18 protein-coding genes are annotated in these 22,701 nt (G+C 62.6%); 12 read left to right on the top strand and 6 right to left on the bottom strand.

Annotation, left to right across the window (positions count from 1 at the left end; all coding sequences use genetic code 11):
- Positions 1-58 precede the first annotated feature (58 nt).
- The 6 genes from phaR to GCM43_RS00610 all read left to right on the top strand — a co-directional run bounded on the left by phaR (position 59) and on the right by GCM43_RS00610 (position 5,714).
- Positions 59-622, top strand: coding sequence for a polyhydroxyalkanoate synthesis repressor PhaR (phaR, locus tag GCM43_RS00635; protein ID WP_152241587.1), 564 nt, complete (start codon positions 59-61; stop codon positions 620-622).
- Positions 623-714: 92 nt separating this feature from the next.
- Entirely contained in the window at positions 715-1,032 is a 318-nt protein-coding gene (locus tag GCM43_RS00630) for a hypothetical protein (RefSeq protein WP_152241586.1), read from the top strand.
- Between the two features lie 93 nt (positions 1,033-1,125).
- Entirely contained in the window at positions 1,126-1,635 is a 510-nt protein-coding gene (locus tag GCM43_RS00625) for a nucleotidyltransferase family protein (RefSeq protein WP_226929254.1), read from the top strand.
- Between the two features lie 130 nt (positions 1,636-1,765).
- Complete coding sequence (locus tag GCM43_RS00620) at positions 1,766-2,242, top strand: (2Fe-2S)-binding protein (RefSeq protein ID WP_152241584.1); 477 nt, start codon at positions 1,766-1,768, stop codon at positions 2,240-2,242.
- Entirely contained in the window at positions 2,239-4,431 is a 2,193-nt protein-coding gene (locus tag GCM43_RS00615) for a xanthine dehydrogenase family protein molybdopterin-binding subunit (protein WP_152241583.1), read from the top strand. The genes GCM43_RS00620 and GCM43_RS00615 overlap by 4 nt, the downstream gene beginning before the upstream one ends.
- On the top strand, positions 4,428-5,714 hold the full coding sequence (locus GCM43_RS00610; protein ID WP_152241582.1) for a c-type cytochrome: 1,287 nt from the start codon (positions 4,428-4,430) through the stop codon (positions 5,712-5,714). Before GCM43_RS00615 ends, GCM43_RS00610 begins: the two co-directional genes overlap by 4 nt.
- Before the next feature lie 64 nt (positions 5,715-5,778).
- On the opposite strand, the gene GCM43_RS00605 is transcribed toward GCM43_RS00610, so the two are convergent.
- Positions 5,779-6,018 (bottom strand): hypothetical protein, encoded by a 240-nt coding sequence (locus GCM43_RS00605; protein WP_152241581.1) that lies wholly within the window; start codon positions 6,016-6,018, stop codon positions 5,779-5,781.
- A 186-nt stretch (positions 6,019-6,204) separates the two neighbouring features.
- On the opposite strand from GCM43_RS00605, the gene GCM43_RS00600 reads away from it, so the two are divergent.
- Entirely contained in the window at positions 6,205-7,605 is a 1,401-nt protein-coding gene (locus tag GCM43_RS00600; protein ID WP_193315484.1) for an aminotransferase-like domain-containing protein, read from the top strand.
- A 36-nt stretch (positions 7,606-7,641) separates the two neighbouring features.
- Here GCM43_RS00600 and GCM43_RS00595 read toward each other — a convergent pair whose 3' ends face one another.
- Positions 7,642-8,127 carry a DUF1203 domain-containing protein gene (locus GCM43_RS00595; protein ID WP_152241580.1) on the bottom strand — a complete coding sequence of 162 codons (486 nt, stop codon included), beginning with the start codon at positions 8,125-8,127 and terminating at the stop codon, positions 7,642-7,644.
- Between the two features lie 279 nt (positions 8,128-8,406).
- On the opposite strand from GCM43_RS00595, the gene rimO reads away from it, so the two are divergent.
- Entirely contained in the window at positions 8,407-9,762 is a 1,356-nt protein-coding gene (gene rimO, locus GCM43_RS00590) for a 30S ribosomal protein S12 methylthiotransferase RimO (protein ID WP_152241994.1), read from the top strand.
- A gap of 113 nt (positions 9,763-9,875) precedes the next feature.
- Positions 9,876-11,042 carry a cystathionine beta-lyase gene (locus GCM43_RS00585; protein WP_152241579.1) on the top strand — a complete coding sequence of 389 codons (1,167 nt, stop codon included), beginning with the start codon at positions 9,876-9,878 and terminating at the stop codon, positions 11,040-11,042.
- A gap of 2 nt (positions 11,043-11,044) precedes the next feature.
- On the opposite strand, the gene GCM43_RS00580 is transcribed toward GCM43_RS00585, so the two are convergent.
- Positions 11,045-11,416: a DUF4870 family protein gene (locus tag GCM43_RS00580; protein ID WP_152241578.1), complete on the bottom strand. Its 372-nt coding sequence runs from the start codon at positions 11,414-11,416 to the stop codon at positions 11,045-11,047.
- An 89-nt stretch (positions 11,417-11,505) separates the two neighbouring features.
- On the opposite strand from GCM43_RS00580, the gene GCM43_RS00575 reads away from it, so the two are divergent.
- On the top strand, positions 11,506-13,359 hold the full coding sequence (locus GCM43_RS00575) for a serine hydrolase domain-containing protein (RefSeq protein ID WP_152241577.1): 1,854 nt from the start codon (positions 11,506-11,508) through the stop codon (positions 13,357-13,359).
- 77 nt (positions 13,360-13,436) lie between these two features.
- Here GCM43_RS00575 and serB read toward each other — a convergent pair whose 3' ends face one another.
- The 3 genes from serB to GCM43_RS00560 form a co-directional block, all read right to left on the bottom strand.
- Entirely contained in the window at positions 13,437-14,288 is an 852-nt protein-coding gene (serB, locus tag GCM43_RS00570) for a phosphoserine phosphatase SerB (protein ID WP_152241993.1), read from the bottom strand.
- Between the two features lie 66 nt (positions 14,289-14,354).
- Positions 14,355-17,798 (bottom strand): transcription-repair coupling factor, encoded by a 3,444-nt coding sequence (mfd, locus tag GCM43_RS00565; RefSeq protein WP_152241576.1) that lies wholly within the window; start codon positions 17,796-17,798, stop codon positions 14,355-14,357.
- Positions 17,799-17,915: 117 nt separating this feature from the next.
- A complete protein-coding gene (locus tag GCM43_RS00560; RefSeq protein WP_152241575.1) occupies positions 17,916-18,866 on the bottom strand; it encodes a 5'-nucleotidase in 951 nt (316 codons plus the stop codon).
- A 284-nt stretch (positions 18,867-19,150) separates the two neighbouring features.
- Between GCM43_RS00560 and GCM43_RS00555 the strand changes: the two genes are divergently transcribed.
- Together GCM43_RS00555 and GCM43_RS00550 are read left to right on the top strand one after the other, a co-directional pair.
- A complete protein-coding gene (locus GCM43_RS00555) occupies positions 19,151-20,737 on the top strand; it encodes a methyl-accepting chemotaxis protein (protein ID WP_152241574.1) in 1,587 nt (528 codons plus the stop codon).
- A 345-nt stretch (positions 20,738-21,082) separates the two neighbouring features.
- Entirely contained in the window at positions 21,083-22,696 is a 1,614-nt protein-coding gene (locus GCM43_RS00550) for a methyl-accepting chemotaxis protein (RefSeq protein WP_193315483.1), read from the top strand.
- The last annotated feature ends 5 nt before the right edge of the window (positions 22,697-22,701 follow it).

Here is a 22,701-nt window from a genome sequence, read left to right as displayed (position 1 = left end):
GTTCGCTTTTTTTCGGAATAACTCAGTATGCGTTGCGGCGCAATAAGTGGGACCTGTGATGAGTAGTGTTAAAAAAAGTAGTGACCGCCTGATTAAGAAATACCCTAATCGCCGTCTGTACGATACGCAGACCAGTTCCTACATCACCTTGACCGATGTCAAGCAACTGGTGCTGGATAATGAAGAATTCACGGTCGTCGACGCCAAGTCCAGCGAAGATCTGACACGCAGCATCCTGTTGCAGATCATTCTGGAAGAAGAAGCGAACGGCGCGCCCATGTTTTCCAGCGGCGTGCTGTCGCAGATCATCCGCTACTATGGCCACGCCATGCAGGGCATGATGGGTTCCTACCTGGAAAAGAACGTGCAGGCGTTTACCGATATCCAGCATAAATTCACCGGCACCTCGGCCGGCAGCTTCGACGGCAAGCCGTTCAGCCCTGAAATGTGGACCCAGTTTATGAACGTCCAGGGCCCGATGATGCAAGGCATGATGAACAACTACATCGACCAGAGCAAGAGCCTGTTCGTGCAGATGCAGGAACAGATGCAAAACCAGAGCAAGAATCTGTTCGGCGCTTTCCCGTTCGTGCCGCCAGTGCCGCCAACGGACAAAAAATAAGCCGCTTCAGGCTTGGCAGTCAATAACGGCACAGCATAGACTGTGCCGTTTTGTTTTTGGCGCTGCTTTGTGCGCCTGTCATCAGGAGTGTGATGTCTATTCCAAAAAAGGGAAGCCGCCGGATCACGGTCGATGCATTATCCTATCGCTGGTCCGTCAGCCAGCCTGCGCTGACAGCGGCCCTGACAGAGTCCAATATGTCTTTCGCGGTTGAGGCGGAACTGGGCGGGCGCACCACGCTGCGGGTGAAGACAGATATGGCCTACCCGGATATCTGGCTGGGCAATAGGTCACCTGCTATTACGCCCTCCATCGTGGAGCGCGCCATACGCCAGGCACTGAGCCAGGGGTGGCAGCCGTGCCAGTCGGGAAGTGCTGTCGAGATCACAATTTGCCTGGCCCAGGCCTGACATGCGCCGTTCTTCACACAGCAAGGTGGGCAGGAAATGAGCGGGGAACTGCTCGCCCGGCTGCAGGATATTATTGCAGCAGATCGCCAGCGCATGCATGTTCTTCAACTTGCACAAGAGCTCGACCTGCCCGATTGCTGGGTTGCTGCAGGCTTTGTGCGCAGCGCTGTCTGGGATTATCTGCATCAGCGTTCCCCTTCGCCATTGCCTGACGATATCGACGTGATCTGGCACGATCCAGGCAACGCCACACAGGAGCATGACGCCATGCTCGAGTCGCGCCTGAGGGCGTGCGACGCCACGCTGGGCTGGTCGGTCAAGAACCAGGCGCGCATGCATGAACGCAATGCGGATCTGCCTTACCTGAACGCTTCTGATGCGATGCGCCATTGGCCGGAAACGGCCACTGCCGTGGGTGTGCGGCTCGGTCGCCAGGGCAGCATCGAGGTTGCTGCGCCTTTCGGCCTGCATGACCTGTTTGACTTGATTGTCCGGCCGACAGAGCGCTTCCTGGCAGGCAAGCAGGCGCTTTACGCCGATCGCATCCATTGCAAGAACTGGCAAGCGGCCTGGCCCATGCTGCGGATTGCATTGCCAGACTGATCCAAACCTTGGAAAAGCGGCGGGCTCCCTGTCTTTTGGCAGTGTGCTTGCCTGACTGTCACTGTCAAGCTAGCTCCGGTAGCGTGGACGCGGCATCAAGCCGCGCCGGCATATTTACCGGGGATAGACGATGGTGACACTCAATATTAATGGCAGCGAGCGCAGTTTTGACGTGACGCCCGAGATGCCGCTGCTGTGGGTGCTGCGCGATGCGGCGCACATGACAGGTACCAAATTTGGCTGTGGCATGGCGCTGTGCGGGGCGTGCACCGTGCATATCGACGGCGAGGCCGCGCGCTCGTGCGTGCTGCCGGTACAGGCGGCCGTGGGCCGGAAAATCACCACCATCGAAGGCGTCGGCGCCACGCCGAGCGGGCGCGCCGTGCAGGCGGCGTGGCTGGCTGCCGAGGTGGTGCAATGCGGGTACTGCCAGTCGGGCCAGATCATGTCCGCTTCGGCGCTGCTGGCAAAGAACCACGCGCCGACCGACGCCGATATCGATGCCGCGATGAGCGGCAATATCTGCCGCTGCGGCACCTACCAGCGCATCAAGCTGGCGATACACCAGGCGGTGTTGTCGCCTGCGCTTAAAGAAAGCAAGTCATGAGCGGCGCACTGCAGCCATCGCCTTCGCGGCGCCTGTTTTTGAAAAGCGCGGGCCTGGTCGGCGGCGCCTGGGTCCTGGGACTGCTGCCGGGCGCGGGCGAGTACGCCGCTGCCGCCCCTGTTGCGGGCCAGTTCGACCCGAATGCCTTTATCTCCATCCACAGCGATGGCAGCGTGACGCTGACCATGCCGAAAATCGAAATGGGGCAGGGCACTTACACCTCGCTGCCGATGCTGATCGCCGAAGAGCTGGAAATCGGCCTCGATCAGGTGCGCCTGCGCCATGCGCCGCCCGATGTGGCCTTGTACGGCGGCGCGCGTCACGACCAGTTTACGGGAGGCTCGCTGAGCATCCAGACACTGTGGCTGCCGCTGCGCCAGGCCGGCGCCACGGTGCGCACGCTGCTGGTCAGCGCTGCGGCGCAGGGCTGGGGCGTTGCGCCGGAAAGCTGCCATGCGGCGCACGGCGTGGTCCATCACGCGGCCTCGAAGCGCCAGATCGCTTATGGTGCACTGATCGCGACGGCGGCCGGTTTGCCGCTGCCGGCAGTGCCCGTGCCGCTCAAGGCCAAACGCGACTTCAAGCTGCTGGGCACCCCGCAAAAGCGCCTGGACACGCGCGGCAAGGTCGACGGCAGCGCGCAGTTCGGCATCGATGTGGTGTTGCCGGGGATGCTGTTTGCCTCGGTGGCGGCCTGTCCTGTCGCTGGCGGCAAGCTCAAGTCGGTCGACGATAGCCGCGCGCGCGCCTTGCCTGGCGTGCGCGACGTGGTGCGCCTCGACGATGCGGTGGCCGTTATCGCCGACAATACCTGGTATGCGCGCCAGGGCGTGGCGGCGCTGGCCATCACCTGGGACAACGGAGAAAATGCCGGCCTGTCCACCGCCGGCATTGCCGCCATCATGGCGCAGGCGGCAGCGCAGCCAGGCAAGGTGGCGCGCAACGACGGCGACGCGGCCAGCGTGCTGGCGATGGCATCCGGCACCCAGCGTCATACCTCCACCTATACCAATCCGATGCTGGCGCACGCGCCGATGGAGCCGATCAACTGCACCGTGCATGTGCAGACTGACCGCGCCGAGTTGTGGGTCGGCACGCAGATACCGGCCCGCGCGCGCGATGCAGTGGCCAGACGGCTGAATCTGGCGCCGGAGCAGATTACGCTCAATGGCTATCTGCTCGGCGGCGCGTTCGGGCGCCGCCTGCACAGCGACTTTATCGAGCAGGCCGCGCTGATCGGCCGCCAGGTCAAGGGGCCCGTGAAGGTGACGTGGACGCGCGAGGAGGACATGCAGCACGATGTGTATCGCGGTTTTTACCACCATGTGGTGTCGGCTTCGGTCGGTGAGGACGGCTGGCCGCTGGCGCTGTTCCACAAGCTGGCAGGGCCGTCGAATATCGCGCCTTTTTCACCGGGCCTGCTGCGCGATGGCCTTGACCTGGCCGCCGTCGAGGGCTCGGCCAATCTCAGCTACGCGATTGCAAACGTGAAAGTGGAGTACACGCGCGAAGACGGGCCGGTGCCGACCGGCTTCTGGCGCGGCGTGGGGCCGACGCGCAATCTGTTCGTGCTCGAGAGCTTTATCGACGAACTGGCGCACCGCGCCAGGCACGATCCACTGGCATACCGGCTGGCCATGCTCAAGGACAAACCGCGCGCGGCCCATGTGCTCACGCGTGCGGCCAAACTGGCCGGCTGGGGCGGCAAGCAGAAAACACCGCCGGGCATGCTGGCGCGCACCGGGCGCGGCATCGCCTTGCTGTATGCCTGGAATACCTATATGGCGCAGGTGGTTGACCTGTCGGTTGGCATGGACGGCGCCGTTAGCGTGCAGCGCGTGGTATGCGTGGTCGATTGCGGCAGCATCGTCAATCCCGATACGGTGGCCGCGCAGATCCAGGGCGGCATCAACTTCGGCCTGACCGCCATGCTGTATGGCGAAATTACGCACCAGGACGGGCGCGTCCAGCAAAGCAATTTTCATGACTACCAGGCCCTGCGCATGCCCGAGGCGCCGCAGGTGGTGCTTGAAATCGTCGACAGCGAGGAGCCGCCGGGCGGCATCGGCGAGCCCGGCACTGCCACCTTCGGGCCGGCGTTTGCCAACGCCATTTTCGCCGCCACCGGCAAGCGCTTGTACAGCACGCCGGTGCGCGCCGCCGATCTGATTGCAGGAGGCCAGGCATGAACAGGAAATGGACAATCGCGCTGACAGTAGTCGTGGTGGGGGTGGCTGGTGCGCTGGCATTTGCCTGGCAGCCGGCGATTGCGCCAGTCGCACCCGTCGCATCGGCCATGCTGGACCAGGGCGCGGTGGCGCGTGGTGCGCGCATCGTGGCGCTGGGCGACTGCATGGTGTGCCATACCAGTAAGGACGGCACGCCATTTGCGGGCGGCCGGGCGCTGCGCACGCCTTTCGGCACGCTCTACACCACCAATATCACGCCGCATGTGGATGCGAACGGCGAGGGTAACGGTATCGGCGACTGGTCGCTGGCAGCCTTTACGCGTGCGGTGCGCCAAGGCGTGGCGCGCGACGGCCATCTGCTGTATCCGGCCTTCCCGTACATTCATTACACGAAAATGACGGATGCCGATATTGCCGACGCCTATGCCTTTTTGATGAGCCGCGAAGCGGTCGATGCAAAGCCGCCTGCCAACGACTTGCCGTTGCCGCTGCGATTTCGCCCGCTGCTGGCAGGCTGGAATCTGCTGTACCTGCGCAGCGGTGCGCAGGCGGACGATGCCAGCCAGGACGCAACCTGGAACCGTGGCCGCTACCTGGTCAACGGCCTCGGACACTGCGCCTCGTGCCACAGCAGCCTGAATCCGATCGGCGGCGAGGGCAGCCCGGCCTTCGGTGGCGGCAATGTCGATGGCTGGGATGCGCCGGCGCTGACGACCTTGCTGGACCGGCCGACGCCGTGGAATCAGCAACAGCTGGCGCTGTACCTGCGCCATGGCTATTCGCCCGAACATGGCGCGGCCGGCGGGCCGATGGCGCCCGTCACTCACAGCCTGGCCAGCGTACCGCAGGAAGATGCGCAGGCCATGGCCCGTTATCTGATGACATTGCAGACTGCCGCGCCGCCCAAGCCGGGCGCGCCGGCGCTGCAGGCCGATTCGGGGCAACTCAAGCTGGGCGCAACGCTGTTTGCCGGCGCCTGCGCCACCTGCCATGGCGCCGCGCCGGCTGGCGGCTTGCCATCGGCGCGCTCACCGCTGGCACTGGCCACCGCGGTAGCCGGCGAGCGGCCCGATAACCTGATCCAGGTACTGCTTGAAGGCATGCCGCTGGAAACAGGACGCTCCACCGGACAGGCTTCGCGCTATATGCCGCCATTTGCCAGCGCGCTGACCGATGCGCAGATCGCTGCGCTGGCCGCCTACATCCGCGTGGACATCGCGAAGCGTCCCGTATGGCCTGATGTGGAAAAGCGTGCGGCTGCCTTGCGCAAGGCAGCCATGTAAGGACGATGGCCGCAGGCGAGTTGGCGTGGTTGCCGCCTCGCCTGCGGCCAGTTGTTTGCCCTAACTACATGACCGTTTCCAGTCCGACCATCTTGACCACGTAGTAGGTGCCGAGCCCGACCACCAGCAGCAACAGCAGGAAGATGGCAATCACCTTGCCGCTGGCCCGCAGCACTGCGCGCTGTTCTGCCGCCGGATCCTTTTTCTTCTTGCCTTGATCGTAATGCCACTTGATGGCGTAAAACATGCCCGTAGCCAGCACGAGGGCCTTGAATGTCACCAGGACGATAGGGATCCAATCCATTTTTTGATTCTTTCCAGCTTCTAACTTGACACAAACTATTATGAGGAACTTGGCCTCAGGGCATTGCTTCGGCAGCGGCCATCGATTGCAGCCATCTGAAAGGCATCTTTCAGGCGTTTCGACGATAGCATTGCTGCACGTTCTGAAGCATACTACCTGAAAGCAATATCCATACATTGAGACAAAATGTCCCAGTTGAAAACCATACAAGATGAAAAGCCGCCAGGCTGGCTGCCGCAGCTGGTCGCCAGCAAAGGGCCCCGGTTCCTGCAGATAGCCGATGCCTTGCAGGCCGCGCTGGCAGACGGCTCGTTGCTGCCAGGTGACCGCCTGCCGCCCCAGCGCCAGCTGGCTGCGCAATTGGATGTCGATCTGACTACCATCACGCGTGCCTACGATGAAGCCAGGCGGCGCCATCTGCTCGAAGGGCGCGGCGCCCGCGGCACTTACGTTGCCGCGCCCAAAGTCGAATTGAGCTCGGTTCTCGACCTGAGCATGAATACCCCGCCGCCCCCCGAGGGCGTGGACTTTGACGATCTGCTGAAACAGGGACTGTCGCAGGTGCTGCTGAGGGCGGATAGCGAATTGCTGATGACCTACCACCTGGCCGGCGGCAGCGATTCCGACCGCAGGGCAGGGGCGAAATGGCTGGAGCCGATGTTCGGGCACGTCGATTGCGCGCAGGTCATCGTCTGTTCCGGTGCACAGGCAGCGATTGCGGCATCGATCCTGGCGCTGACCGAGCCTGGCGACGTGATCCTGGCCGAGCCCATCAGTTATCCCGGCCTGCGCACTGCGGCGGCGCAATTCGGGCGGCGCATTGTTGCGGTCGAAACAGACCAGCACGGCATGCTGCCCGAACTGCTTGAGCAGGCCTGCCGCCAGCACAGGGTCGGGCTGGTCTATCTCAATCCGACCCTGCAGAACCCGACCGCCGTCACCATGCCGGTGCACCGGCGCAAGGAGCTTGCCAGCGTTGCGCAGCGCTGCCAGGTGCGCATTATCGAGGACGATCCCTACTGGCTGCTGGCCGACGCGCCGCCACCGCCGCTTGCCACATTTGCCGCGCAGCAGGCGGTGTATGTATCGACCCTGTCGAAATGCCTGACACCGGGCCTGCGGGTGGCCTATGTGCTGATACGCGAGGCGCCCGAGCGCGAACGCTTCCTGGCGGCGCTCAGGTCATTTGCGCTGATGGTCGCGCCGCTGACGGCCGCGCTGGCCACGCAGTGGATACTTGACGGTTCGGCTGCCACCTTGATGGCAGGCATACGCAAGGAAGCACGCCTGCGCCACCGCATGGCACTCGATATTCTGTCCGGGCGCAACAGCGGCGCCGAAGACGGCCTGCATGTGTGGCTAGAACTGCCTGCCTACTGGAACTCCATGCAACTGGCCAGTGTCGCCGGCAGCGAAGGTATTGCCGTGACCCCGGCAGAGCAGTTCGCCATCGGCAATGTCACCGTCAACGCCATCCGGATTTCGCTGGGCAGCATCAAGGACCGCGCACGTTTGCAGGCGGGGTTGCAACGGCTGTCGCAGCTGCTTGCGCGGCGGCCTAAGTCGCTTGCTGCTGGCGTGGCTTGATAGCTCGGCGTTCCTCTGCTTTTGTGGCGCGGTTTCCTAGCTTTCCGCACTTGCCTGCACCCTGTCAATCCGGCCAGCGTAGCAGCCGCGCCTGGCGTTGTGAACGTGGATATAGCTGACCTCCGGATTGGCAAAAATCTGCTCGATCACGGTTTCAATCGCCGTGCCTTCGACCACGTCAGCTTCAAGCATCATTGCGCCGGCAGAGTAGCCGCGCAGCGACAACAGGCGACACCGCATCGACTCAGGCACCTGATTGACTGCATCGTAAGTATTGCTGGCGCCTTCGCGTACGAAAATGGCGTGGGAGGCGCGGTATGGCGTCATGGCGTCCAGGCAAACATGGTTAAGCAGCAGTACCGTTTCGCCCACTTCGGCATCGCGCAGCTCTATGCGATCGGGAAAGCCTGGCTTTTCGTCAACGATATAACGGTGTATGCCCTGTGCCTGCAACTCGGCCTCAGGCAGGCCAAAAAAACGCTGGAACGGTTCGGGTGAAAGACCGCGGATACGAAACTGCATGGTGACACTCCTGTTTGCCTGAAAATGACATCAGACCATCATTGAAGCGCGTGCGCCATCCGCTTCTTGCTTTGCAATTCACCCTGGGCACTGACGCCTTTGGCGTTACAAACTCTGTTGCCAGTTCTGTTGCATCTGCCGCAGCAAAACCAGGCCGCCGCTGACAGGGGAGGGCCGCTCGGGGTACAATAGCCGATTCGCCTTACATTTTCCTAGCTGCCCACTATGTCTGAAATTCACCGTATTGCTCCTTCCGCCAAGCCAGAGGCCCTGCAGGCCATGCCAGGTGCCGCGCCGAAAGTCGGCTTTGTTTCGCTCGGCTGCCCGAAAGCGCTGGTCGACTCCGAGCAGATCCTGACCCAGCTGCGCGCCGAAGGGTATGAAACGGCGAAATCGTATGACGGCGCCGACCTGGTCATCGTCAACACCTGCGGCTTTATCGACGCGGCCGTGCAGGAGTCGCTCGATGCGATCGGCGAAGCGCTGGCTGAAAATGGCAAGGTGATCGTCACCGGTTGCCTGGGCGCCAAGAAAGATGCTGCCGGCGACGACATCATCATGAAAGTGCATCCGAAGGTGCTGTCGGTAACCGGTCCGCACGCGCTGGCCGAAGTGATGGATTCGGTCCATCTGCACCTGCCGAAGCCGCACGCGCCGTTCCTCGACCTGGTGCCGCCGCAAGGCATCAAGCTGACGCCGAAGCACTATGCCTACCTGAAAATTTCCGAAGGCTGCAACCACCGCTGCAGTTTCTGCATCATTCCGTCGATGCGCGGCGACCTGGTGTCGCGCCCGATCGGCGAACTGATGATCGAAGCGGAAAACCTGTTCAAGTCGGGCGTCAAGGAACTGCTGGTCATTTCGCAGGATACCTCGGCCTATGGCGTGGACGTGAAGTTCCGTTCGGGTTTCTGGAACGGCCGTCCCGTCAAGACCCATATGACCCAGCTGACCGAAGCGCTGGGCGAGCTGGCCAAGTCGTACGGCGCCTGGGTGCGTCTGCACTACGTCTATCCGTATCCGCACGTTGACCAGATCATCCCGATGATGAGCGGCGGCCATATCCTGCCTTACCTCGATATTCCAATGCAGCATGCGCATCCGGACGTGCTGAAGCGCATGAAACGTCCGGCCAGCGGCGAGAAAAACCTCGACCGCATCCAGGCCTGGCGCGCGATCAACCCGGACCTGACCATCCGTTCGACCTTTATTGCCGGTTTCCCGGGCGAGACGGAAGCGGAATTCGAATATCTGCTGGACTTCCTGAAAGAAGCGCAGATCGACCGCCTGGGCTGCTTTGCCTATTCGCCGGTCGAAGGCGCTACCGCCAACGAGATCGCCAATCCGGTGCCGGAAGAAGTGCGCGAAGAGCGCCGTGGCCGCGTGATGCTGTTGCAGGAAGAAATCTCGAAAAAGCGTTTGCAAGCGAAGGTTGGCAAGACCGTGCGCGTGCTGATCGATGAAATTACACGCACCGGCGGCGTGGGCCGCTCGGCTGCCGATGCGCCGGAAATCGATGGCGTGGTCTACGTCAAGCCGCCGTACGAGCCGCACCGCAAGCTGGCGGTGGGCCAGTTTGTCGACGTGAAAATCACCTCGGCCGACGCGCATGACCTGTGGGGCGCTGCAGAGTAAGATCGACGTAAGCAGATGTAACATTGCTGCGGTGTGACAGGGCGAAAGCCCGTACAATCAGGGCGGACCAGTCATTGCTGGCCCGCCTTTTTTTACGTGCCACAGCCCTAGCGATGACCCAGACCAAATCCCTGCAAACTGCACTGATCCACAGCGACTACACGGCGCCTCAAGGTTTTGCCGCCTTTCCCCAGGCTATACACCATGCCTCGACCGTCCTGTTCAAGGACGTGGCGTCGATGCGTTCAGGTAACTGGCACGATAAAAGCGCCTACACCTACGGCCTGCACGGCACGCCCACCACCTTTACGCTTGAAGCGCGGCTGGCTGAGATCGAAGGCGGCACGCACTGCCTGCTGGCGCCGTCCGGCCTGGCGGCGATTGCCATGGCCAACTTTGCGCTGCTCAAAAGCGGCGACGATGTGTTGCTGCCGGAAAACGTGTACTACCCGAACCGCGAACTGGGGCGCTGGCTGTCGCAGGACTTCGGCATCACGGCGCGCTATTACGACCCGCTGGTCGGCGCCGGCATTGCCGAGCTGATACAGTCCAATACGCGGTTGATCTGGACTGAAGCACCCGGCTCGGTGACCATGGAAGTGCCCGATATTCCCGCCATCTGCGCTGCCGCTCATGCGCGCGGCGTGATCGTCGGGCTGGACAATACCTGGTCGGCCGGGCTGGCGCTGCGCGGTTTTGATCTCGGTGTCGATTTCGTGATGCAGGCGCTGACCAAATACCACTCGGGCGGCTCGGACGTGCTGATGGGCGCCGTCATCACGCGCGACAAGCAGCTCAACGACCGCCTGGCGCTGGCGCATATGCGCCTGGGGCTGGGTGTCGGAGCAGACGATGCTTATCTGGTGCTGCGCAGCCTGCCGACCATGAAGCTGCGCTTCGATGCCCATGACGCCGGCGCGCGCAGCGTGGCTGCCTGGCTGAAAAGCCGGCCCGAGATTGCCAGCGTGCTGCATCCGGCGTTCGAGGACTGTCCGGGGCACGCCATCTGGCAGCGCGACTTCACGGGGGCAGGGGGCTTGTTTTCCGTGCTGTTTGACGCCAGCTATACGGAACAGCAGACCGACCGGTTTGTCGATGCCTTGACACTGTTCAAGATCGGCTATAGCTGGGGCGGCGCGCATAGCCTGGTGATGCCTTACCGGCTCCATGGCATGCGGCGCAGCTGGCAGCAGGGCGGCCAGCTGGTGCGTTTCAATATCGGGCTGGAGTCGCCGCAGGACCTGATCGCCGATATCGCGCAGGCCCTGGCGGCGTTATAGCATTACGGCACTGCCTGGTTGTTGTTGAGGTCGATAAAGCCGCGCAGCAGGCGGTAGGCTTTCCACAGCCAGGCCACGCCCCATACCAGCAGTGCGCCGGGGATGCCGATCAGCGTGATCCACAGCACGCCGCCCAGTACCATCCAGAACAGATACCACCAGAACGAGCGGATCTGCCAGCTGTGGTGGCTGTGCACGAAGGTGCCGGCCGACTCGCCCTGTTTCACATAGTTGATAATCAGTGGAATAAAGGAAAACGCGCCCAGCGAAAACACAAAGCTGGCGCCATGGATCAGATATAGCCACCAGGCCAGGTTTTTTGCCTGCTGGGTACGGATATCGGGATTGTTATCAATAATTGTCTGCTGTGTCATGGGTGCTCCTGGTCCAGGGTCTGGGTTTTGATTGTAGCAATCAAACCGGCACGACAGCATATGATTGAAAAAAAACGTGAAAGGACGCCATGAAGCGATCAATCTGGAACAGCCTGCGCTGCCTGCTGCTGGCAAGCGGCCTGGTACTGGCTTTGAGCAGCCAGGCGGCCGACGGCGCCTTGCGCAGCGATATCACGGCAGCGCTGAAGGAAGAGGGTCTTGCTGGCGCTGTATGGAGCGAAGTGCTGCCCACTGGGCGGGTTAATCTGGGCGCTGCCGGCGTGGCCAATGCCGGCAGCAACAGCGCCATGGCGCCGGACGCCAAGGTACAGGTCGGTTCCGTGGCCAAGGTGGTGCTGGCGCTGGGCGTGTTGCAGCTGATTACCGAAAACCGGCTGCAGCTCGATACGCCGGTCAGTGAAGTATTGCCCGAACTGGCCATCAACAATCGCTGGCAGGCCAGCGACCCGGTGCGTATCCGCCACTTGCTGGACCATACGGCAGGACTCGATAATATCCGCTTCTGGCAGGCTTTCAGCAGCAAACCCACACCCGATACGCCGCTGGCCGAGGCGCTCGACGGCAGCCGGCTGCTGCGCGTGCGCACCCGGCCCGGCAGCCGCTATGCCTATTCCAACATGGGCTATGGCGTGCTGGGCATGGTGATTGAAAAGATTGCCGGCCAGCGCTATGAAAGCTATCTCGACGCGCACCTGCTGCCGCTGCTCGGCATGCGCGACAGCACCTTCGGTTTTGTCACGCAAACCGGGCCGCGCCCGGGCGGCCAGCTGGGCGTGCAGGTCGACCCGCGCCTGGCGATGGGGCACTTCGAGCACGGCCGGACGCAGCCGGCCGTGCCGCTGTATCTGCGCCCGGCCGGACAGTTCACTACCACGGCAGCCGATATGGCCAGGCTTGCGCAGTTCCTGCTCGGAGACGGCAAGGCTGGCGACCAGGTGCTGGTGGCTCCCGGGTTGATGGCAGCGCTGGCCACGCCAGAAGGCACCGATGCGGCGCAGGCGGGCCTCTTGGCCGGCCATGGCCTGGCGCTGGCCACGCGCGACCGCCACAATGTGTCCGGCGCCTGCCATCCTGGCACCACGGTGGGCTTTCGCGCCATGCTGTGCATTTTCCCCGAACAGAAAAGCGCCTACTTTATCGGCTTTAACGCTGACGTGGAACAGGCCGACTACGAGCGCTTCAACCGTTTGCTGCTGCGCGAGCTTGACCTGCCGCTGCGCGCGCCAGCCCCGCGCGGCACGCCGGCGCCCACGGTGGAAAACTGGCAGGGCGTCTATGTGCCGGCTTCCGGCGGCCTGGCCGGCATGGCCTGGGTCGATACGGTATTTGGTTTTCTGCGCCTGAAATGGGACGGCGACAATATGTATCTGATTCCGTTCCAGGGCGAGCCGAAGGAGCTCGAACCGGTGGACGGCATGCTGTTTCGCGCCAGCGACCGCAGCGCTGCCTCGCACGTGCTGCTGCAAAGCGAAGGGCGCCATGTGATCAGCGACGGCCTGCACACCTGGGAGCGCGCCTCGATGCTGCGCATGCTGGTGCTATGGGCCAGCGCGGCGCTGGGCGTGATTGGCTTGCTGTATGTGCTGCTGGTGGGATTGTGGCGCGCCGCCAGGCGTGTCTTGAGCCGGCGCGACCATCTGTTTGCGCCGCTGCTGGCCGAACTGGCGCTGCTGTTGACGTTGCCGCTGTTTTATTTGCAGTCGTGGCAGTCGCTGGGCGAAGTCTCGCCGGCCAGCGTGCTGCTGCTGTTGGCCACCATTGCGCTGCCGCTGGCGGTGGCGTTCGGCCTGGCACGCTGCTGGCGCGAGCGCGGCGCCACTGCGCAAGAAAGAGTCGACTGGCTCGCCTTGCTGGCAGCCTTGCAGTTGTTGCTGGTGCTGGCCTGGTGGGGATTGCTGCCGCTGCGTTTGTGGCAGCTGTAGGTCGGATTAGGCCCTGCGGGCCGTAATCCGACAACATTGTTGACGGCCGATGTCGGATTACGCGGGGCTTTGCCCCGCTAATCCGACCTACCCAAGATGTTGAGGATGCCGTCGAGGCCGACGAAATTCAAGGCCACATCGGCCTGGGCGCGCACCACCGGTTTGGCGCGAAACGCTACCGACAGGCCGGCAATGCTCATCATTTTCAGGTCGTTGGCGCCGTCGCCCATGACGATCGCTTCGGACGTCGCAATCCCCAGCTCCTTGCACACGCGTTCGACCGTGCGCATTTTTTCCTCGGCGTCGACGATGCCGCCGATAACCTTGCCGGTCAGTTTGCCGTCGATGATTTCCAGTTCATTGGCGTGCGTGTAGTCCAGGCCCAGGCGCTCTTTCAGGCGTTCGGTAAAGAAGGTAAAGCCGCCCGATACCAGCAGCGTTTTCAGGCCTGCCGCCTTGACTGCAGCCAGCATCTTTTCAGCGCCTGGTGACAGCTGCAGGCGTTCGTCATACACGCGCTGCAGGGCTGATGCGTCGAGCCCTTCGAGCAGCGCCACGCGCTGGGTCAGGCTGGCGGCAAAATCGAGTTCGCCACGCATTGCCGCCTCGGTAATGGCGGCCACCTGCGGTTTCAGGCCCTGCATGTCGGCGATTTCATCGATGCATTCGATGGTGATCAGGGTCGAGTCCATGTCCATCGCCACGAGCTTGAATTCGCCCAGTTCGCGCTGGCCCATCGTGTAGGTGGCGTCGAGCTGTGCGGCCTGCGTGGCCACTTCGATGGTGGGGCGCAGCGCCGGCGAGTAGGCGATCTTTTCGCAGCGCACCGCGTACGGGCCCAGGCGTGTGATGGCGGTGGGCGCGGCCAGCGCGGCAATGCGTTCGAGCCGGGCCGGGTCGCCGCCTTCGCCTTGCAGGATCAGATTCATGGTGATGGATGTGCTGGATGTCATGGGCAGGCCTGCAATGGATTCAAAAAATAATAAACAATGACTCTAGGCGGTCAATTGGCGAATAGTGGTCTTGATCTGCGTGACGCGCGCGGCCAGGTCGGGCATGGCCGCGCTCAGTTTCAGCTTGTCCTGGCCGTGCAGCTTGATATGGCGGTTTTTCTGTATCAGTTCGATGATGCGCATCGGGTCGATCGGCGGCTGGGCCATGAACTGCAGCGTGGCCGCTTCGCCATGGACGTCGATCTTGACGATGCCGACTGTCTTGGCCAGGATGCGCAGGCGGTGCGTTTCGATCAGTGACTTGACCGGCTCGGGCAGCTTGCCGAAACGGTCGATCAGCTCTTCCTGGATATCGTCGATCTTGTCCTGCGTGGCACAGTTGGCCAGGCGCTTGTAGATCGACAGACGCTCGTGCACATCGCCGCAGAAGTCGGCCGGTAACAGCGCTGGCACATGCAGGTTGATCTCGGTGGTGGTGGCCAGCGGCGCGGCCAGGTCGGGCTCCTTGCCCGCTTTGAGCGAGCGCACGGCTTCGTTAAGCATGTCCGAATACAGCTGGAAGCCGATTTCAGTCATCTCGCCGGACTGGCTGTCGCCGAGCACTTCGCCGGCGCCGCGTATCTCCAGGTCGTGCATGGCCAGATAAAAGCCGCTGCCCAGTTCTTCCATCTGCTGGATCGCGTCCAGGCGACGCTGCGCCAGCTTCGACAGGCCCTGCACGTCATGCACCAGCAGATAGGCATAGGCCTGGTGATGCGAGCGGCCCACGCGCCCGCGCAGCTGGTGCAGCTGCGCCAGGCCGAACTTGTCGGCGCGGTGCATGATGATGGTGTTCGCAGTTGGCACATCGATGCCGGTCTCGATAATGGTGGTGCACAGCAAAATATTGAAGCGCTGCGCCACGAAGTCGCGCATGACTTTTTCCAGGTCGCGCTCATGCATCTGGCCGTGCGCCACTGCAATGCGCGCTTCGGGCAGCAGTTCGGTCAGCATGGCCAGGCGGTTCTGGATGGTCTCCACCTCGTTGTGCAGGAAGTAGATCTGGCCGCCGCGCTTGAGTTCGCGCAAGCACGCCTCGCGGATAATCGCTTCACCTTCACTGCGCACAAACGTCTTGATGGCCAGGCGCTTTTGCGGCGCCGTGGCGATAATGGAAAAGTCGCGCAGGCCTTCGAGCGCCATGCCCAGCGTGCGCGGAATCGGCGTGGCCGTCAGCGTCAGCACGTCCACTTCCGCGCGCAGCGCTTTGAGCGCTTCCTTCTGGCGCACGCCGAAGCGGTGTTCCTCGTCGATGATCACCAGGCCCAGACGCGTGAACTTCACATCATCCGACAACAGCTTGTGGGTGCCGATAATAATGTCGAGCGTGCCGTCGGCCATGCCCTTGAAAGCCTGCGTGATCTCCTTGCCGGTACGGAAGCGTGACAGCTCGGCAATGCGCACCGGCCAGTCGGCAAAGCGGTCGGCAAAGGTCTGGGCATGCTGCTCGGCCAGCAGGGTAGTGGGGGCCAGGATCGCCACCTGCTTGCCGCCCATGACGGCAATAAAGGCTGCGCGCAGCGCCACTTCGGTCTTGCCGAAGCCGACATCGCCGCACACCAGCCGGTCCATCGGTTTGCCCGACGTCATGTCCTTGATGACGTTGTTGATGGCCTCGGCCTGGTCCGGCGTTTCATCGAAGCCGAAGCTGTCGGCGAAGCGCTCGTAGTCGTGCGCCGAATACTCGAACGCATGGCCCTGGCGCAGCGCGCGCCGGGCATACAGGTTGAGAAGCTCGGCGGCCGTGTCGCGTACCTGGTCGGCCGCTTTTTTCTTGGCCTTTTCCCACTGTCCCGAACCGAGCGAATGCAGCGGCGCGTCTTCAGGCGAGGCGCCTGAATAGCGCGAGATCACGTGCAGCTGCGACACCGGCACATACAGCTTGGTGTCCTTGGCATATTCGAGGTGCAAAAATTCGGTCTCGCCTTCGCCCAGGTCCATGCTGGTCAGGCCCATGTAGCGGCCGATGCCGTGGTTGATATGCACCACCGGGTCGCCGATTTTCAGCTCGGACAGGTCGCGCACCATCGACTCGACCTGCGTCACGCCTTCCTGCTTTTTCTTGCCCACGCGCCGGCCCGAGCCGGCATACAGCTCCGTTTCGGTGATGTAGGCGATATGGCCGTCGTCGGCAAACAGCTCGAAGCCCGCATGCAGCGGCGCCACGCCCAGCATCAGTTTGGCGTCCGACTGCAGGAAGCCGTCATTGCCTTCGGCTGGAACCAGTGGCAGGTCGAACTCGGCAAAATACTGCTGCAGCGTTTCGCGCCGGCCGTTCGACTCGGCGCAGATCAGCACGCGCCGGCCTTGCTGCAGCAGATAGCTGCGCAGGTTGGCCAGCGGATCGTCGGCGCGCCGGTTGACGGCCACGTTCGGTATCGGCGCCGACAGTTCGGACGCCTGTGCATCGGCGGACTTGTTGATGGCCACGCGCGCATACGGCTTGGCCAGCGCAAAGAACTGTTCATCGGACAGGAACAGCGACTCGGGCGGCAGGATCGGGCGTTCGCGGTCGGCCTTCAGGAAGCGGTAGCGCGACTGGGTATCGGTCCAGAAGCGGCCAATAGCCGCGTCGATATCGCCGACCATGGCCAGCGCGGCCTCGGCCGGCAGGTAGTCAAACAGGGTCGCGGTTTCTTCAAAAAACAGCGGCAGATAGTATTCGATGCCGGCCGAGGCAATGCCGCTGCTGATGTCCTTGTAGACCACCGCGCGCGACGGATCGCCCTCGAACTGCTCGCGCCAGCGGCTGCGAAAGGTGGTGCGCGCCGCCTCGTCCATCGGAAATTCGCGCCCCGGTAGCAGCCGTACTTCATGCACCGGATAGAGCGAGCGCTGAGTGTCGGCGTCAAAGGTGCGGATGGTTTCGATGGTGTCGCCGAACAGGTCGAGCCGGTAGGGCAAGGTTGAACCCATCGGGAACAGGTCGAGCAGGCCGCCGCGCACCGAGTATTCGCCGGGCGACATCACCTGTGACACATGGCTGTAGCCCGCCAGCGTCAGCTGCGACTTCAGGCGCGCTTCGTCCAGCGTCTCGCCCTTCTTGAAAAAGAAGGTGTAGGCCGCCAGGAACGACGGCGGCGCCAGGCGCACCAGCGCCGTGGTGGCCGGCACGATCAGCACGTCGCACTGGCCATTCTGGATTTCATGCAGGGTTGCCAGGCGTTCGGACACCAGGTCCTGATGCGGCGAAAAGGCGTCGTAAGGCAGCGTTTCCCAGTCCGGCAGCAAATGGCAGCGCAGCTGCGCGCCACCGAACCATGGAATTTCATCGAGCAGGCGCTGTCCGTCGCTGGCCTGCGCCACTACCACGGCCAGCATCTGGCCCCGCGATTTCCATTCCAGCGCCGCCAGCGCCAGGGCGTAGGCGTCGGCGGAACCATACAGGGCCGGCAGGGCGTAGCGGTTGCCGGCTTTGGGGAGCGATTTTTTCAGGGCTGAAGACATGCAGGCGATGGCGAGGGTAATGGTATTGATGAGGGTGGCAAGGACGAAAGCAGGCGCTGCACCGGATCGAAGACGCGGTGCGTGCAGGCCAGATTATAGACCATGCACGCCGCCATTTCAGGCACCCGTGCCGGTGCGCAGATTGGCCACGCCGAATGGCACGTGCACCATCGGAATGGCGTCGCCATTGGACTTCAGGTGGCTTAACTGGTCATCGAAGAAAATATGCGGCCGGAACACGCCCAGCACGCGCGACTTGTCCATGCCGCCGAGGAAAAATGTTTCGTCGGCCGCCACGCCCCAGCTTTTCAGGGTGGTCACCACCCGTTCGTGCGAGGGCGCATTGCGCGCCGTGATAATGGCGATGCGCAGGATTTTCCGGTAGGACGGGTCGCGCTGCTGCGCTTTTTCTTCCAGTCGCTGCATATTGGCCAGTTTCTGGAACAGGCCGGCCAGCGGGCCGGGTCGATGCGGCGTGCCGACGTTCAGCGTTTCGTGGGCGTGGAATTCATCGACGTCGTTATTGCGCTTGAACACCGTTTCGGCTTCATCGTCGGCGATCACGCCGTCAAAGTCGAAGGCCACGCGCAGTTCGTCGTCCTGTTCGTCGTCTTCGGTGCGCGACGGCGAGGGCAGCACCAAGCCTGCCGGATAATGGCAGGCCAGCGCGCTGCGCACATCGTCTTCATTGGCGCTCAGGAACAGCGAAGCGTTAAACGCCGGCAGGTAAGGATAGGGCGACCTGCCGGTCATGAAGGCGGCGCGTGAAATGTCGAGCCCGTAGTGGGCAATCGAATGCATGACGCGCAAGCCCGTTTCAGGCGAATTGCGTGAAAACAGCACGACTTCGACCGGCGACTCCTCAGGGTGGTGTTTGTTGATGTTCAGAAAGCGGCGGATAAACGGGAACGCCACGCCGCGCCCGAGTACGGCGTCGACATGTGTTTCCTGGTACTTGCGGTATTCCTCGGTGCCGCTGTCGAGGTAGACCTGGTGCGATTCGGACAGGTCAAACAGGGCGCTCGATGCCACGCCGATCACCAGTTTGTGTTCGATAGGGTAGGCCATCACGATTCCACTATGGATTGAATGGCTATATTAGACGAATATCAATGTTTCGGCCATCTGTGTATATGGCGCGACAGTCAGTTAAAAAATTGCCTTTGGTTAATTGTTTGATGCTCAAGTCCCGGCTTTTACACTATGCTGCTCGGCGATCAATTCTCGTAATTGTCTTTACCTTACGTTTCCCGATACTGCCCCGACCTCGCAATCTTTGGCGCGTACCGACGTTTCTACCGATCTGGCCAGCAGGTGCTGACTGCGCGCGCCGGTCTTTTTATGGGATAAGCATGTTCAGAAATTTACGCATCAAATGGAAACTCGCGTCGCTGGCCGGCGTCATGCTGGCAGCACTGCTGGTGGTGGGCGTCACCGGCTTTCTCGGCATCGCCGAGGTGGGCGGCGCGGTGAATGAAATCGGGCTGGTACGCCTGCCATCGGTGCAGGGCCTGCTGCTGATGAGCGAAGGCCAGACGGCGGTCGCTGCCGGCACGCTCAGCGCCGCAATCTATGAAAACAACTACCAGGCACAGGACAAATTCAGCGAAGCGCAGCAGTTGCGCGCGCGGGCCTGGGCCACGATCGACAGTGGCCGCAAGCTCTATGAACCACTGCCGCAGACGCCCGATGAAGCGCGCCTGTGGCAGCGCTTCCAGGGCGAGTGGAAGGCATGGAAGGGCGCTGATGACAAGGTCGCCAGCGTACTGGCGGCGCTGGCCGCCAACCGCGACGAACAGGTGCAGCGCACGCTGTTTGTCGATTTTTACCGCGATTACCTGGCATCGCGCGCCTTGTTCGGCAAGGCCGAAGCTTCCCTTAACGAGATCATTGTGCTCAACAAGGCGGTAGCGCAGTCCAGCGTGCAGGGGGGCGGCGCAGCCGTATTGCGTTCCAAAAGCCTGATGGTCGGGCTGGCGCTGCTGGCATCGGTGATCGGCATCGCCTGCTCGGCGCTGATTGCGCGCGCCATCACCGAGCCGATTGAAGCGGCCGTCAAGGTGGCGCAGACTGTGGCCGCCGGCGACCTCAGCAGCCGCATTACGGTATCGACCACCGAAGAGACCGGCCAGTTGCTCAAGGCGCTGTCGGACATGAACTCGGGCCTGGTATCGATTGTGGGGCAGGTACGGGCAGGTACCGACACCATCGCTACCGCCTCGTCGCAGATTGCCAGCGGCAACCTCGATTTGTCCTCGCGCACCGAGGAACAGGCCAGTTCGCTCGAAGAAACCGCGTCGTCGATGGAAGAGCTGACCTCGACCGTGCGCCAGAATGCCGACAATGCGCAGCAGGCCAACCAGTTGGCGGTGACCGCGTCGCAGGTGGCCCTCAAGGGTGGCGCGGTGGTCGGCCAGGTGGTCGAGACCATGGCAGCGATCAACGGCAGTTCGCGCAAGATCGTTGACATCATCAGCGTGATTGATGGGATTGCTTTCCAGACCAATATCCTGGCCCTGAATGCGGCAGTCGAGGCAGCGCGCGCCGGCGAGCAGGGCCGCGGCTTTGCGGTGGTGGCCGGTGAAGTGCGCAACCTGGCGCAGCGATCAAGCGCTGCGGCACGTGAAATCAAGACGCTGATCGACGATTCGGTCAGTGCCGTCGACGCCGGCGGCAAGCTGGTGGCAGAGGCCGGTGACACCATGAACGATATCGTCACCAGCGTGCAGCGCGTGACCGACATCATGGCGGAAATTACGCTGGCCACGCAGGAGCAAAGCTCGGGCATCGATCAGATCAACCAGGCGATCGGCCAGATGGACCAGGTGACCCAGCAAAATGCGGCGCTGGTGGAAGAGGCTGCCGCTGCTGCGGCGTCGCTGCAGGACCAGGCCGGCAAGCTCGCTGGCGTGGTCAGCGTGTTCAGGCTCGCTGCCTGACGCGCAGCTTGTTGAACTGACTGCAAGACGGCCGCCCGGTGCGGCCGTTTTGCATTTTCTGCCTCGCCACGCCCGGCATGGCTCATCCCTTGCAAATTTGTCTCATTTTCTATCTAAGCAAAACTTTGCAAAAATTAACGCGACATAAGCTGTCATATAAACCACACTGCCGGGCGTGCTGCAAACATGCCTGCGCGTGGCACCTTGCTGCCGTCTTGTCTCCTGCCTGCTGACCCTGCTGCTGTTCCTTGCCTGCCTTAGTCTGATTGCAGCCATTGCCGCCATTGCCGTCTGCCAGTTGCTGCGAGCCTGGCGCTTCACTGTTAACCATTTCTAAGGATGCGAATGAAAATGCTTACGATGAATATCGGCACGCGCTTGCGCTGCTCGTTTGCGGTGTTGACGGTATTGCTGCTGGCCACTGCCGCGCTGGGCCTGCTGCGATTGTCGACGCTCGATCAGCGCATGGGCAGCGTGATCGACCAGGAGTATCCGAAGACCGTGGTGGCCAATGACATCATCAAGCAGGTCAATGTGATCGCACGCTCGTCGCGCAATCTGCTGCTGATGACGGCACCGGAACAGCTGGCAAAGGAACGTGAAACGATTGCGGCAGCGAGCGCTCAGACGGAGCAGAAACTGACCGAACTGGAGCGCATGGTCAATAGCGACAAAGGCAAGGCGCTGATGCGCACGGTCATGCAGGCGCGTGCCGACTATAACGCCGGCCGCGACAAGGTACTGGCACTGCTTGACGAAGGCGCGCGCGAGACCGGCACCAATCTGCTGCTCAGCAGCGTGCGCGCCGATCAGCTGCGCTATATGGCAGGGCTGGAGACGCTGATCAAGCACCAGCATCAGCGCATGGAAGACGCCGGGCAGCAGGTGCGCCAGGAGTACCTCAGCGCGCGCATTACTTTGCTGGTGATCAGCGCCCTGGCCGTCATGTTCTCGATAATTACCGCCTGGCTCGTCACGCGCAGCATCGTGCGGCCGCTGCAGCACGCCGTCAACGTGGCGCAAACCGTGGCGGCGGGCGACCTCAGTTCGACCTTCGGTGTGCATGCCCATGATGAAACCGGTCGGCTGCTCGACGCCCTGGCGACCATGAACGGCAACCTGCGCGATATTGTGCAGCAGGTACGCAGCGGTACCGATACCATTGCCACCGCGTCGACCCAGATCGCGGCCGGCAATATCGATCTGTCTTCGCGCACCGAAGAACAGGCCAGCTCACTCGAACAGACCGCCTCGGCGATGGAAGAACTGAGCTCGACGGTCCAGCAAAACGCCGATAACGCGCGCCGCGCCAGTGCGCTGGCGACAGAGGCGTCGCAGATCGCCAGCCAGGGCGGCACGGCAGTGGGGCAGGTGATTACCACCATGGACGCCATCAGCGGCGCATCGGCCAGGATTGCCGATATTATCGGCGTGATCGACATGCTGGCTTTCCAGACCAATATCCTGGCGCTCAATGCAGCGGTTGAGGCGGCGCGTGCCGGTGAGCAGGGCCGCGGCTTTGCGGTGGTGGCCACCGAAGTGCGCAACCTGGCGCAGCGCAGTGCCTCGGCGGCGCGCGACATCCGCGCCCTGATCGCCAATTCCACCGAACAGGTCGATGCCGGTGCTGCGCTGGTGTCGCGTGCCGGCGCCACCATGCACGAGGTGGTGCAGGCGGTCGGACGCGTCAGCCAGATGGTGGCCGATATTTCTGCGGCCAGCGCCGAGCAGAGCACCGGCCTTGGCCAGATCAACCAGGCGGTGGTGCAGATGGATGAAGTGACGCAGCAGAACGCGGCGCTGGTCGAAGAGGCCACGGCCGCTTCGCAGTCGCTCGAGAGCGAGGCTGGCCGGCTGCTCGATATCGTCAGTGTATTTCGCCTGCGCGCCGGTAACGCCACGGCTGTCGCAGCCTCGGCACCGGCCAGCGTGCGCGCCGTGCCACGCTTGAGCGCCTGAGCGCC

This window comes from Janthinobacterium aquaticum (assembly GCF_009208565.1).
Taxonomy (GTDB): Bacteria; Pseudomonadota; Gammaproteobacteria; order Burkholderiales; family Burkholderiaceae_D; genus Janthinobacterium.
Note: the sequence above shows the minus strand (reverse complement) of the source record. Positions and strands in the feature narration are given on the sequence as shown.

Excerpts from the sequence above, each read along its gene's own strand:
- phaR (WP_152241587.1), top strand. The coding sequence starts at position 59 with ATGAGTAGTGTTAAAAAAAGTAGTGACCGCCTGATTAAGAAATACCCT.
- GCM43_RS00630 (WP_152241586.1), top strand. The coding sequence starts at position 715 with ATGTCTATTCCAAAAAAGGGAAGCCGCCGGATCACGGTCGATGCATTA.
- GCM43_RS00625 (WP_226929254.1), top strand. The coding sequence starts at position 1,126 with ATGCATGTTCTTCAACTTGCACAAGAGCTCGACCTGCCCGATTGCTGG.
- GCM43_RS00620 (WP_152241584.1), top strand. The coding sequence starts at position 1,766 with ATGGTGACACTCAATATTAATGGCAGCGAGCGCAGTTTTGACGTGACG.
- GCM43_RS00615 (WP_152241583.1), top strand. The coding sequence starts at position 2,239 with ATGAGCGGCGCACTGCAGCCATCGCCTTCGCGGCGCCTGTTTTTGAAA.
- GCM43_RS00610 (WP_152241582.1), top strand. The coding sequence starts at position 4,428 with ATGAACAGGAAATGGACAATCGCGCTGACAGTAGTCGTGGTGGGGGTG.
- GCM43_RS00605 (WP_152241581.1), bottom strand. The coding sequence starts at position 6,018 with ATGGATTGGATCCCTATCGTCCTGGTGACATTCAAGGCCCTCGTGCTG.
- GCM43_RS00600 (WP_193315484.1), top strand. The coding sequence starts at position 6,205 with ATGTCCCAGTTGAAAACCATACAAGATGAAAAGCCGCCAGGCTGGCTG.
- GCM43_RS00595 (WP_152241580.1), bottom strand. The coding sequence starts at position 8,127 with ATGCAGTTTCGTATCCGCGGTCTTTCACCCGAACCGTTCCAGCGTTTT.
- rimO (WP_152241994.1), top strand. The coding sequence starts at position 8,407 with ATGCCAGGTGCCGCGCCGAAAGTCGGCTTTGTTTCGCTCGGCTGCCCG.
- GCM43_RS00585 (WP_152241579.1), top strand. The coding sequence starts at position 9,876 with ATGACCCAGACCAAATCCCTGCAAACTGCACTGATCCACAGCGACTAC.
- GCM43_RS00580 (WP_152241578.1), bottom strand. The coding sequence starts at position 11,416 with ATGACACAGCAGACAATTATTGATAACAATCCCGATATCCGTACCCAG.
- GCM43_RS00575 (WP_152241577.1), top strand. The coding sequence starts at position 11,506 with ATGAAGCGATCAATCTGGAACAGCCTGCGCTGCCTGCTGCTGGCAAGC.
- serB (WP_152241993.1), bottom strand. The coding sequence starts at position 14,288 with ATGAATCTGATCCTGCAAGGCGAAGGCGGCGACCCGGCCCGGCTCGAA.
- mfd (WP_152241576.1), bottom strand. The coding sequence starts at position 17,798 with ATGTCTTCAGCCCTGAAAAAATCGCTCCCCAAAGCCGGCAACCGCTAC.
- GCM43_RS00560 (WP_152241575.1), bottom strand. The coding sequence starts at position 18,866 with ATGGCCTACCCTATCGAACACAAACTGGTGATCGGCGTGGCATCGAGC.
- GCM43_RS00555 (WP_152241574.1), top strand. The coding sequence starts at position 19,151 with ATGTTCAGAAATTTACGCATCAAATGGAAACTCGCGTCGCTGGCCGGC.
- GCM43_RS00550 (WP_193315483.1), top strand. The coding sequence starts at position 21,083 with ATGAAAATGCTTACGATGAATATCGGCACGCGCTTGCGCTGCTCGTTT.